This window comes from Mycobacterium sp. IDUB_19, assembly GCF_055419445.1.
Window position 1 is genome coordinate 134,639 of the sequence record NZ_JBVAXR010000011.1, and the last position, 11,749, is coordinate 146,387.

At 60.6% G+C, this 11,749-nt stretch carries 12 protein-coding genes and 1 tRNA gene; 1 reads left to right on the plus strand and 12 read right to left on the minus strand.

The annotated features are described in order from the left end of the window. Positions 1-211: 211 nt before the first annotated feature. The 4 genes from ACZY0B_RS11905 to ACZY0B_RS11920 form a co-directional block, all read right to left on the minus strand. Positions 212-1,615, minus strand: coding sequence for a serine/threonine-protein kinase (locus ACZY0B_RS11905; protein WP_463764300.1), 1,404 nt, complete (start codon positions 1,613-1,615; stop codon positions 212-214). Between the two features lie 16 nt (positions 1,616-1,631). Further along, complete coding sequence (locus tag ACZY0B_RS11910) at positions 1,632-3,125, minus strand: serine/threonine-protein kinase (protein WP_463764301.1); 1,494 nt, start codon at positions 3,123-3,125, stop codon at positions 1,632-1,634. Between the two features lie 87 nt (positions 3,126-3,212). Then, on the minus strand, positions 3,213-3,533 hold the full coding sequence (locus ACZY0B_RS11915; protein WP_463764302.1) for a DUF3761 domain-containing protein: 321 nt from the start codon (positions 3,531-3,533) through the stop codon (positions 3,213-3,215). 100 nt (positions 3,534-3,633) lie between these two features. After that, the gene (locus ACZY0B_RS11920) at positions 3,634-3,945 is read right to left on the minus strand and encodes a hypothetical protein (protein WP_463764303.1); all 312 of its coding nucleotides are present in this window, start codon (positions 3,943-3,945) and stop codon (positions 3,634-3,636) included. A 433-nt stretch (positions 3,946-4,378) separates the two neighbouring features. Between ACZY0B_RS11920 and ACZY0B_RS11925 the strand changes: the two genes are divergently transcribed. Beyond that, positions 4,379-4,927: a hypothetical protein gene (locus ACZY0B_RS11925; protein ID WP_463764304.1), complete on the plus strand. Its 549-nt coding sequence runs from the start codon at positions 4,379-4,381 to the stop codon at positions 4,925-4,927. Between the two features lie 746 nt (positions 4,928-5,673). Here the strand turns inward: ACZY0B_RS11925 and ACZY0B_RS11930 are convergent. The 8 genes from ACZY0B_RS11930 to ACZY0B_RS11965 form a co-directional block, all read right to left on the minus strand. Then, positions 5,674-6,006: a uracil-DNA glycosylase family protein gene (locus tag ACZY0B_RS11930; protein ID WP_463764305.1), complete on the minus strand. Its 333-nt coding sequence runs from the start codon at positions 6,004-6,006 to the stop codon at positions 5,674-5,676. A gap of 30 nt (positions 6,007-6,036) precedes the next feature. Beyond that, positions 6,037-6,744: a hypothetical protein gene (locus ACZY0B_RS11935; protein ID WP_463764306.1), complete on the minus strand. Its 708-nt coding sequence runs from the start codon at positions 6,742-6,744 to the stop codon at positions 6,037-6,039. A gap of 253 nt (positions 6,745-6,997) precedes the next feature. Continuing rightward, entirely contained in the window at positions 6,998-7,306 is a 309-nt protein-coding gene (locus tag ACZY0B_RS11940) for a hypothetical protein (protein ID WP_463764307.1), read from the minus strand. Positions 7,307-7,336: 30 nt separating this feature from the next. Continuing rightward, positions 7,337-7,924, minus strand: a complete 588-nt coding sequence (locus ACZY0B_RS11945) for a hypothetical protein (RefSeq protein ID WP_463764308.1) — start codon at positions 7,922-7,924, stop codon at positions 7,337-7,339. Further along, positions 7,914-9,167 carry a DUF3631 domain-containing protein gene (locus ACZY0B_RS11950; protein WP_463764309.1) on the minus strand — a complete coding sequence of 418 codons (1,254 nt, stop codon included), beginning with the start codon at positions 9,165-9,167 and terminating at the stop codon, positions 7,914-7,916. Before ACZY0B_RS11950 ends, ACZY0B_RS11945 begins: the two co-directional genes overlap by 11 nt. Positions 9,168-9,856: 689 nt before the next feature. Beyond that, the gene (locus ACZY0B_RS11955; RefSeq protein ID WP_463764310.1) at positions 9,857-10,147 is read right to left on the minus strand and encodes a helix-turn-helix domain-containing protein; all 291 of its coding nucleotides are present in this window, start codon (positions 10,145-10,147) and stop codon (positions 9,857-9,859) included. A 316-nt stretch (positions 10,148-10,463) separates the two neighbouring features. Beyond that, a complete protein-coding gene (locus ACZY0B_RS11960) occupies positions 10,464-11,582 on the minus strand; it encodes a tyrosine-type recombinase/integrase (RefSeq protein WP_463764311.1) in 1,119 nt (372 codons plus the stop codon). Positions 11,583-11,673: 91 nt separating this feature from the next. Then, positions 11,674-11,746: transfer RNA gene (locus ACZY0B_RS11965), tRNA-Ala, on the minus strand. Positions 11,747-11,749 lie beyond the last annotated feature (3 nt).

Sequence of the window (11,749 nt, forward strand, 5' to 3'; positions counted from 1 at the left end):
CAGCGGGACGCGGAGCGAGGTGGTGTTGCCCGAATGTGGAAGCCGCCCCACCGGAACCGGCCAATGAAAGAGCGACAACCAGCCGTGCCCGGTTGAACCTGCGCATGGGTAGCGGATTAGCGCGGCGCGTAGCCCGCTCTGCCTCGTCGGGCCGGTAGCCAGACAAACACCCCAAACCAGCCCAGCCGTGATCGTGGCTCAGCGAGGGCACTCAGGGGCCAACACTGGGGGGAATCTGGTAATACTGCGGGCAGTAGGCAGTGGTTGCCGCATCGACCACGCGGCCCGCGTTTAGATGGCCGAGAGGTTGCTGCTCTGCGAGCCAACCCACAACTTCGACCTTCGAGTGGCCCTGCTGAAATTGTGCGCAAATCATGTGTGCAGTAGCCACTGCGCCTGCGGGTTTTGGTACGTCAAGGCCAAACTGCCGCAGTTGGTTTAAGTACGAAATATCTGGGTTGACAATCGCTGGACTGTTCACGGCTGGCGCTGATGTTGGCGGTGCTGTTGATTGTGTTGGCGGTGCCGTTGATGGTGTCGATGCCGGTGTTGGCGTTGGCGGTGCCGCTATGCTGGCGGTGCTGTTCGCCGCCCGGTCATGGTGCGATGGCCGCAGCAGAAAGATGACCGCACCGATTGAAGCAACCAAGAGAACGGCAACAAAGGCCGCCACGGATACAGTGCGTCGCCTCGATGGTTCAGCCACAGCGTCGACTGCAGGCGTAGCCCTGGGTGCTGATGCAGTGGGGGCCGAAGTTCTTGGCGTACCAGCCGAATTGATCTGTTCGCTCAGGGCGAGCGCGAAGTCCAAGCAGCGTTGGAATCGGTCTTCGGGTCGTTTTGCCAGGCCGATGGCGAGTACTGGGTCGAGCTTGGCAAGCTCGGGTCGGGTATCGGCCAGCGCCGGTGGTAGCACATTGAGGTGGTGGCTGATGACGACCGCGGGGTTGGAGTTCGGGAATAGTTGAGAACCGGTCAGCAGGTGAAATGCGGTGGCCGCCAGAGAATACTGGTCGGCACGACTGTCGATGTCTTCGCCCAGGAGCTGTTCCGGAGCACAGTAGGCGACCGTGCCTACAGTCATGTTGGTCTTGGTCAGCCCACTGATGTCGTTGATGTTGCGAGCTATTCCGAAGTCGGTGAGGAGGATTCGCTGCTTACCCTCGTCGTCGAGATTGGTCATCATGATGTTGGCTGGCTTAACGTCACGGTGCAGCAAGCCTTGCTTGTGGGCATAATCCAGCGCGCTAGCGACCGCCGTGACAATGCGAGCAACTTCCTCTACCGGCATTCCAGCCGGACAACAATCCGCCAGGAGCCTGGCCGCGTCGAGCCCGTCGACGAAGTCCATCGAGATCCACAGTTGGCCCTCCTCCTCGCCACGGTCATGGACGCCAACGATATTCGGGTGCCACAGCGTGGACACCAGGTCGGCCTCGCGAGCGAAACGGGCGCGGTAGTCGGCATCGCCAGACACATCGGCCGATAGCACCTTGAGCGCATCCTTACGCGGCAGCCGTGGGTGCTGCGCAAGGTACACCTCGCCCATCGCGCCTGATCCCAACAGACGCACGATCGTGTACCCGGCGAAGGTCTGCCCGCTGGCTAAGGGCATGGACGCATCCTAGGGATCACCTCGCCGCGTATTCAATCATCGGTTCGGAGAACACCTGACCGCTCGGCGATGTGATTGAGATGCCAGTCGGTCGCACCTGATAGCGGGTTCCGTCGACTGGATTGGTGACATCGAATCCGCCCGAAGACCGCACTGCGTTGGCCAGTTCAATGCTGGCACTGTCGCTGAGCCGGACACCGCGGTAGTAGTAATTCGCGGGTCCGACCTCACAGACAACGATCAAAGATTGGGTGGTGCGCCCCATCACCGCTGGCGTACTCCCCGGGTCACACCGACCGGCGGGATATCCCACAAACCCTTGTGCGTCGGTATCCGGCAAGCTGAGTCGAGGCTTCGACGTCGTCGTCAAAGACGGCCGGATGGTCGGGGCTGCTGTCGTCATATCGCTAGTACTTGGTGCCGTCGACACCGTTGAATCGGAAGCGCTCGGTGACCCTTGGTTGTTCCGGGAGATCAGCAACGCTGCTATCAGCGCGGCAGCCACGAACGCAGTCACGGCTCCGGCAACCAGCACCAATCGTCCACGTCCGAACTTGCGCTTCGCCGGTTCGGGGACGCGAACGTGGTCGGCATACGGGGTGTCTCCGGTTCCCTCTGGATTCGGCCATCGGGCCGAGAACTGGCGGGTGCCTACCCGCTGGCGAGGGCCAGGAGCGAACATCGTTGGCGATTCGGACAAAGCTGCCGCAGCGCTTGCTGCCCTCGCGAGTTCTCCCGCTGAGGCGAAGCGCTCTGTTGGCTGCTTCGCCATGCCGCGGGCAATGACATCGTCGAAGGCGGCTGGGATGGCCGGGTTGAGCTTCGAGGGTTTCGGCGGGGTGCGGGTTAGATGGGCGGTGATCTGTTGTTCGGCGCTGTCGCCGGGATACGGTTGGGCACCGGTAAGGCACTCGTGGAGCATGCACGCCAACGAGTAGACGTCGGACCGAGCATCTGCGACCCCGGTGGTGAAACGTTCGGGGGCCATGTACGCCAAAGTCCCAATGATGGCACCGGTTTTGGTAACTCTCGTCGCTGCTGCGTCCTGGGCGATACCAAAGTCGATCAAGTAGGTGAAGTCGCGGTTGGTCATCAATGCGTTGGAAGGCTTGACATCTCGGTGCACCAGTCCGGCGGCGTGTGCGGCGTCAAGTGCGGCTGCCAGCTGCTCAATGACTACCACGGCCCGCCGCGGGCTCATTGGGCCCTCGCGCTTCAGCAAGGTTCCCACATCGGTGCCGTCAATGATCGGCATGACCAGATACAACCGGCCGTCGACTTCACCGGTGTCGTGAATCGGGATGATGTGCGGCTCGGTCAGCCGAGCGGCCGTCTGGGCCTCGCGGCGGAAGCGTTCTCGAAATCCCGGTTCAGCGCCTAGCTCAGTGGACAACACCTTCACGGCGACACTGCGGTCAATCACGGTGTCATGGCCTTTGTAGACCTTGCCCATGCCGCCCTCGCCGATCACCTCGATCAGCCGGTAACGCCCGAACACCATCTCATCCATGAGCAAAATCAGGGATGCCGCAGGCCCGATACTCCGTCTTCGCCAACCGGGCTGCAGCCAGGCCGTGGGTGAACCATATCGTCGCGCTCACAACCAACGCTGTCTGTCCGCGGACCGGTCGTTGGGGTCATCCGGCCCCAGGCTGTTCCACTGACAGACGCCACCATGACCGGAACAGGTGCCGCTTCTATGCTGGCTGTGGGATTCACTGCCATCGCAACAGATGGCTGTTGGGTTGCCCGGGTTCTGGTTGGGCCTTTCGACGCAAGACCCGTAACTGTTCTGGTAGTAGCCGGGCTGGCATTGGCTCAGCGGAATCGGCGATCTAAGTACAACATCGGCGCTTGCGGTGAATGGCAAGCAAAAGGCCGCAGCTACGGTTGCCGCTCCGAAGAACACACGAAGCATTTATCGCCCTTGTCTGATTCAGGTAATCGCCGAGGTGACTAGGTCGCCATCGGGATAGTCGGGATCGGCTCCTTCGTGCTCTGGTCTTTGTACTTGACGGTTATGGCGGTGGCGGCGGAGGCGGCATTCCCGGCACGGGCGGACTGAATATGGGCTGTCCACCCATCTGAGGGGGAGCCGGATAGTCCCAGCACGTCCCCGGTCCTTTACCGTCCGTCCCGAGGGATGTGCACACTTTATAGCTGCCGTCTGGGTTGAAGCAGGTCGTGCGGACGCCGATCGGCACGTTGTACATGGTGTTCCACTCGGTCTTGCAGTTCTGGCCGGGATCAGCCGAGGCGGTTTCGGCCGCCACCACAGGGGTGGTGATGATCGCTGCGCCGATAGCGGCCGCAGCGATGACATTCTTCATAGTTCGGGGTTCCTTTTCGGTTGCTTTGTGTGCCAAGCGTCCGGTTCGCCCTCGCTCAGCTCATTTCCCCGAGCGTCTCGAAGGCGAATCTGCCATCACCTGTACATTCCACGCTGGCAGGCTGGTCCGGCGATAGGGGACTTAGGCCCTCGGGGTGGGTGGATCCACAACCGGAAAGACCTCGATGAGTGAACCCCTTCCACCGCATCAGCTGACGTGCTGATCGATGCGACGCACCCGACACAACCAGTCGCCCGCCCACCCAAGGTCTTTCGGCCACCTCGACCGCCATATCGGGCACTTAGGCTCCCAGGCCAAGGTCCAAGTCCCCTGTCGGTCGATAACCAGCAAGCGCAAGGTGAGGAGCACGGCGAGATTTAGCACCTGCCTAGTCGACCGGCGGTGTCCAAAATCGCCCAGGGAGTGAGGCGCGATGACCCACTACCCGTACTACCCACCTCAGCGCCCGACGTACCCGCCGGTTTATCGGCCGCCGGTTCCCCCGCCGCCACCCCCACGCCGGAATGTCGCCAAGGTGATCGCCCTCGTGGCGATCGCACTCTTGGCGGTTGGCCTGGTGGCTTTGGCCGTCGTCGGGCTGCACAGCTCGAACGGCGCCAACTCCGCGAGTAGCGGAGTGACTACGTCCGCTCCGATGGCCTCGACGTCGGACCAGTGGTTCGCGGCCGTGTGCAAGCCAGGCACGTTCCACAACGGAGGTGGAAAGGGGATTATGTCCAACGCTGATGGTGTCGCGAGTTGCTTGGCAGAGACGAGCGACGGAGTGAACTCGTCGACGCCGATATGGATCGGTCAGTACACGTCGCGGTTCATGGCTGAGAGCGATGCCGCGCGTGTTGGCAACCAGGGTGCTTCCGCGATGATGGCGGCCGACAACGGAATGATTGCGGTTTTCGTCGTGCCGTTCAATGCGGCTGCTCTGCAGCCCTTGGCTCAGTTCGGGTTCACCATTACTCCGTGATCTAAGTTCCCGGCGTCCCAATCCAGGGGCGCCGGTTTTGGAAGGGATGAATATGCTGAACTGGATCAGCCGATTGTTGGTTGTGTTAGTTGCCGCATCGAGCGTCGCTTTAGCGGCGTTAATCACCGTGGCATCAACAGCCCAGGCAACTCTCTCATAAGACCGTCAGTACGTTGCGTGTCTAACGAGCAATGGGATCGCAATGAATGGTGGCTATTGGATGGAACGCGCAATAGGCGGCGACATCGCTCGGGCCATTTCTCATGGTGCCAACCCGGTTGCTTTACGTGACAATCTTGCTCACGGAACGTTGAGTGTTAATGATGCCACTGCTGTAGTGGCTTGTGCTCTCACGGTGTGGCATGGCCAATCCCCTGACGTATATCCGTGATTCATTCAAGTTAACTAAATTTGTTCGGTGCCCCCATTCAGGGGGCGCCGATTTTGGAAGGGAGACACGCCATGAAGATGAGTGTCGACCGCTTGGCCGCGATCTGATCAGATACCAGCGGTGTTGGGGACGCCCGGGCTCAGCGCCCCAGGGTGCGGTCGGTCGCTAAAGCCCCACTCCAACGCGCGGGCCAATCTGGTCACGTACTGCTCTTTGAGGGAGTCATCGTGCTGTCGCTTGATCCAGGATGGGTGCGGGACAAAGAGGAGATCGGGTGAGGACGCAGCCTCTGGCCCGGTGGCGCACGGAACCCTGAACGGCCATCGCAGCTCGCGAGCATCGGGATAGAAAGCCTTCAATGCAGCTTTGGCGTCTCCCCCCAGCCGATAACCAGCCTCGGCTGGACGATTTCAAGCTCACGGTGCAGATAAGGACTACAGTTCTTCTTCTCGTGGGCTCGTGACTTCCGGTTGCCAAGCGGATGACAGTGCACCACGTTGGTGATGAAAGCATTCTTCTTGGCGACGCCAGCGATTTTGAGACTGTCGTTGAGTAAAGCCCCGCTACCGCCGGGGAAGGGCTGCTGCGTCTCCATGCACTGCTGGCAGAGGCTTTGTCCCACTATCACGACCGGCGATCGCACCGAGCCATAGCCTGGCGCTGCTTCGGTTTCGCCGGGCCTGTTCATCCCCTCACAGAAGCGAACAACGTCGGTCGTCTAACGGTCTAACTCATCCAACTCGTCTAACTCGTCGAAGGGATCATCGGCTGGGTCAAAGACGTCAGCGTCGTCCTCCATCGGCTGCGCGGCCTCGTCCTCTCCCTTCATCTTGCGCACGATCTCCGGCCACATTGTCTCGGGCACTGTGGATTTGATCGCATTGATGATTAGATTTATCTTCACCAGCATGTCCGCCATGCTGGTACCGCTGGCACGAGATTCGATCAGCGCTTGGAGTCGGCCAGCGGCGATCATGCCCGTGTTCACATCCACCTTGGTATTCGAGTCAACAAGGGTTTCATAGCCTTTGACCATGACAGTCTCGTAGAAGGCCATGGGGGTGATCGCTGTGCCCACGCCCGCTACAAAGTCTGCGCCGTTCTCGTTGGCTCGTTGCTCGAGGATCGCGCGATATGTCGCCTTTGCCACGTTCTGCACCGGGAAGTGGCGGACGGTGTGGTTGCGGATCGAATCGATAGTGACCCGGTCCCGCTTGTCCAGCTTGTCGTTGTCCTCATCTAGGGCCCGCTGGATCATGGTGTAGCTCGCGCCAGTGGCCAAGAGATCGTTGACTTTTCGGCGGATCGCATCGCTGCGGCATACTCGGCATCTTGGCTCTAGATGGAATCCGTTAGCGGGTTTGACGATGTGCGTCGGCTGCGCGATGTGACTAGCGGAGATGGGATCCGCCTGAATTAATGACATTGGGATGTCCTCCTCCATCCAGTATTTGGCTGGCTTGCCTCAGTCCCAGTCTTCACTACGGTGACCGTCTGGGCCTGGAAAGCTGGCATTTTCGCGGTACTTCGTTGTACTTGGGCGCCGAGGTCGTCTCTGCGCTAGCACTGAATTCGCGCAGAGTAAGTCAGTGGCTTCCATTGCCGTCGGCGTCCCGCCGCAGCAGGGGCAAATCTCCGCCGCCAACTCCCCTGCATCCTCGTTCTGAGCCTGCAGCGAATCAGGGTGATGCACGATCGTGGCGTAGCCGTCCAACCAGTCGACCACATTGAACACTGGTCGAACCACTGGAGTAGACCGCCCAGTCGATTTCGACTGCCTCGTCCTCGGCGTCCTCGTCGTGAGGGATGTGGTGGTTCAGCGACCAACGCACCATCTGCTGACACATCACCGCTTTGGTGAGTTTCCTCATCAACGTGCTGCGCCCCTCTGCGTCTAGAAGCCCGGCGTGCACCTTGGCGGCGATGCGCCTGACACGTCGAGATCCCAATGTTACGAAGTACTTCCGGTAGTCCTCCCTGGTGGTCATCGCCGACTCCTAGGTGGTGATCTTTCTCGGTCAACTCAGCCCCTTCGGACGTTCCTGGGCCGCAATCGCGGCACACATCCGCTCGTAACGATCGCAATCGATGTGTCCAGTAGCGGGGTCGATCATGTCGTCCAGGCGAACCCCCCAGCACCACAGCGCCTCGCCAAGAAACCCGAGTACATCGAATCCCGGTTCCTCGACCAAAATCTGCAGCAGCCCCAGCATCCTGGGTTTGTCGGTCAGGCCCACGCTGATCTCATCCATCAGGATGCACACCGCACGTTGCACTTCGAAGCTCACCGGCTGCAGCTCATGTCCCTGTCGATGTGTTGCGAAGCTGATTCCGCGTGCCATCATCGGGGACAGCTCCGGGTCGAAACGGGCGCACCGGGTGTGATCGAACTGCCCGGTTACCGGGCGAGCGTAGCGATCTGACAGAAAGCTTAACTTGACCGTTTCTACACGGGGATGCAGCAAGCGCTCCTTCAGCTCTTCAAATTTGTCGCCTTCAGTAACGTTCTCAGAAAGGGGCTCAGCACCCACGTGGCTAGTCGATGTTGCGGACTGGTCAAACCGGTCCAACCGGCCGAAGCGGTCGTTTTCGCGGCTAGACGCCATGAGTTGCCCCCCTTGGCTTTTCCGGAAAGTCCTCGTCGAGCCGGTCAGACCGGTCTTCGCTGGAAGAGGCGGTGTTTTGACCTGTTTGACCGCTGTGTCCGCTTTGACCGGTTTGGTGTTGACGTATGCCGAGCCGACGCCAGACTGGCTCAAGCCGCGACCTCAGGTATCCGCGGGGTGTGCCACCCCCGCCAGGTCGGCAAGACGTCACCTTAGCCGATTGCGACAACAACCGGCCGAACCGTTGCTCGGTGAGTTGTTTGCCGTACGCACTCTCGGCGCCCCAGTAAGCCATGTTGCGGACCACGACCCGGCGCACCAGTTCACCGGTCGGGACAAAGCCTTCGCCGCCTTCAGGCCAGACCGCGTGCAGGTCTGTAAGCAGTACCATGCCCGGCGGCTGCGCCCGGAGGCCGGCGTCGCGCTCGGCTTCGTCCTGGGCGAGGCTGTTTTCGATCAGTCGGTCGACAATCTCTGGCCACACGCCACCAGCCGCCACGGCAATTCGCTTGAGCGGGCGCCACTTCTCTTTGGACCGGCCAATGCAGCTGTCGGGCAGGGTGACGGTCATTGCCTTCACCTGTGCCCGTACCGCGTCCGCCCATACAGCGATGTCCGACCGGATCCGGTTGGCCTCGTCTTCGATGTGCTCCCAGTCCGACTCTTCCACGGTGCCTTCTAGGTCGGGCAGAAGCAGAATGCGGATTGCCCGGGAGCGTGTGTCATCGGGTAGGCGCGGAGAGTTCCCCGCCATCGCGACCGGCGCGTAGGTAGACATCTCCTCTGCCTTCCACGCCCCGCTGCCACCGACGAGCACCGGGCGCGTAGCGCCAAACCGGTAGCCAGAGTTGAGGATTGCCAGCAACTCCTCCACTCCCGGCTTGTTGGGGTGGAGGGATCGGTCCACCTCATCGAGCAGGATCGTACGCATCCCGGCGTGTAGCAGTCGAGGCAGCAGCGCCGACGATGACAGATTGGCGGCGTGAATGGGGGAATAGCAGAGGGCATTCAGGTGGTCGAGCAAGGTCGTCTTGCCGCTGCTGAAAACCACAGAATCGATCTGTAGCCGTGGCGTGGTGTAAAGCTCCTCGACAAGGTAGGTGTGCGATGTCCACAGCGCCAGGATGTTCAGGTCGTCGGGCTCGGTGACGGCGATAAAGCGGGCGAACCACCCCCTGATGCGATCGAGCAAACCTGCGCCGTTGCCGTCGGATATCGGCTCATACGAACTGGATTCGGTCATCGCGCCAGTTCCTCCGCGGCCACTGCGGAGCAGGCTACCTGGTGGGTAGCCCGAAACAGGGGTCGGCGATCGTCGATCCCCCGTGCGACAAGGTCCAATGCCCAAGAAGGCAGGGCGCGGGGAGTTGTTGTTGCTACCATTGGAGTTACTCCTTACTTGGCGAAGTTGGGGTGTATCTGGGGCCTCCGTTGCGGCGGAGGCCCTGGTCTTGGTTTAGGCAGGCGGCGTGAAAGGTGAAGCACTGCGGACATAACGGCGGCTCGCGCTTGCGGGTTCGCTCAAAGGCCTGTGCTAAGTACTGTGTCGTCTCCGACCGGAAGCGGGGACCAAGGCTGCAGCCGATGTGGCAGATTAGGTTGTCGACATAGTGCACCCGAAAACCCTTGCGTAACTGTCCCAGGCAGCCGGCGCACGTGCGTTCCCAGTGCAGAGCGAACCCAGCTGTGGAGCCCTCTGCGAGTGTGGTGTTGGACCGAAGGTGCACATCGGTCATGCGCCCCGACGGGCGCGCCCGGCGTCTCATTGGGATCACTAATCCTTTTGGTAAAGCAGGAGACCCACCGGATCATATGGGCTCGCAAACTGCAGCTCGGAGTAGTCGACTAGGGGCGGGTGGTGATAGGCAGCGGTGGAGTGGCCCTCGCCGCGGAACGCGGAGCCGGGACAGCATTTGTCGGCGGGGACGCTGATCACTGATCACCCCGGCGCATCCGTCGAGCGGTCGTCCTGGTCATCGAACTGGTTTGTGGGAACTCATGATTGGCAGCATCAGTCGGTGGTGCAGTCTCAGGGGCTACCGCGCAAAGCCGAATGATTTCGTCGAGGTCATCCGGTGCGAGCTTCCACGTTCGACCAATTTTCCTGCCGGGGAACTGGCCGCCACGGAGCTTGTCGGCCAGCCAGCGCTTGCTTTTGCCGAGCTTGACAGACGCTTCATCGAGTTCGTAGACCAAAGGATGGGCAACGGGGGCAACAGACATATCGCGCCTTCCAGCGAAAGGAAATCGTTAGGAGTTCGCGATTCGCCCGGTTTTTTATCTGGTAACCAGCGTTCGTGATCTGGACCGAAGCTATGCGTCTTCGCGAAGAGGCGCGGCTGGCGCTGGTCCGCAGTGGTTGTGTTTGTTTGTGTTTTTGATTGACCAGAGCAAACACTACGTTACGCGCAACTACAAATCAGTGCAACTCAAATGCACTATATTCCAGTATTTTTGGCGTCTACCTCGATATTGAACGAGAATTTGAGCAAACCTAGATGAAATGACACCATGAAGACTGTTTCGGTCACGCTGGTTCCTAGGGTTTCTTTACTACCCGAGGGGCCAACGCGTTACCCACCACATCGGCCACCACGCGCGACGCCTTACGATCCAGATGTCCATAACGATCGCTCGTCGTCTGGATCGACTCGTGGCCCAAATGACGCTGAACCACCGTGAGCGGCACCCCAGCCTGGATCAGCCAGCTGGCGTTGCTGTGTCGCAGATCGTGGATGCGGGGCCGCTTGGTCAGACCTTTGTCTTTCGCCATAACCAAGGCGGGCATCCAGGCGTTGGAGTGGAAGTTTTGCGCGCGAACAGGATCCGTTGGTGCACCGCGCCAACCGCGTCCAGAATTCGTGAAGACCCAGTCGCCGGAGAGGTCTAGCTTGGCCAGAACAGCTGCTGCCACGTCGATGGTGCGAATGCTCCGCTTAGTCTTTGGGGGCCCGAGCTGGTAGCCCTCCTTGGGTACGTAGCGCCATGCCCGCTGGATTCTGACGGTGCCATCGGTGAGGTCTACGTCTGAGGGCTTGAGTGCGGTTGCTTCACCGAAGCGAGCACCGCTGGCCACGAGGAACTCAACCAGAGGCTGCCAGTAGTCACCGACACAGGAATGGAGCACCTGGAACTCCTCATGGGTGAGGAACACCATTTCGGCGGGTTCGCCACGGCGCAGTCGGTTGCCATGGCAGGGATTGGAATCGATGCGCCTGGCTCGCACTGCCGCGTTGAGAGCGCCGGCCAGAAATCCGTGTTTATTTGACGCGGTCTTGGCAGCCCCGGTCAGACCGTTGAGCCACATGGCCACTTCGTGGTTGGTCAGTGCTGACAAGGGCAGGGGGCCTATCGCGCTCGGCGCTATGTCGTTGGCCACGTACCGCCGATAACGGACCCTGGTGGCTGCGTTGACCCCGGTCAGATTTTCGACGTGATGGCTGCACCAGCTCGCCACCGTGAAGCCGTCGGCAGCCGGACGAGCAGTCGCCCAGACCTCCAAAGCCTTGGCGGGACTGGTCTTGTTCGCCAACGTCTGAAAGTCGACGGCTTCCTTATGGTCGTCGAACGAAGAGGATGTCTGCTTGCCGTTGAGCACGTACAAGACGCTGGTGTACGTGCTGCCATCTTTACGTTGACGGACCCGGATGCTTGCCATGGGAGCGCAGGCTACACCACAAATCTTGACGGCGGTCTTGACGCAGGATTGGTTTTCGGTGTTTTTATCGCTTTGACCAGTTCAAACGTTGTGGAGCTAAGGGGAATCGAACCCCTGACCTTCTCGATGCGAACGAGACGCGCTACCAACTGCGCTATAGCCCCTGA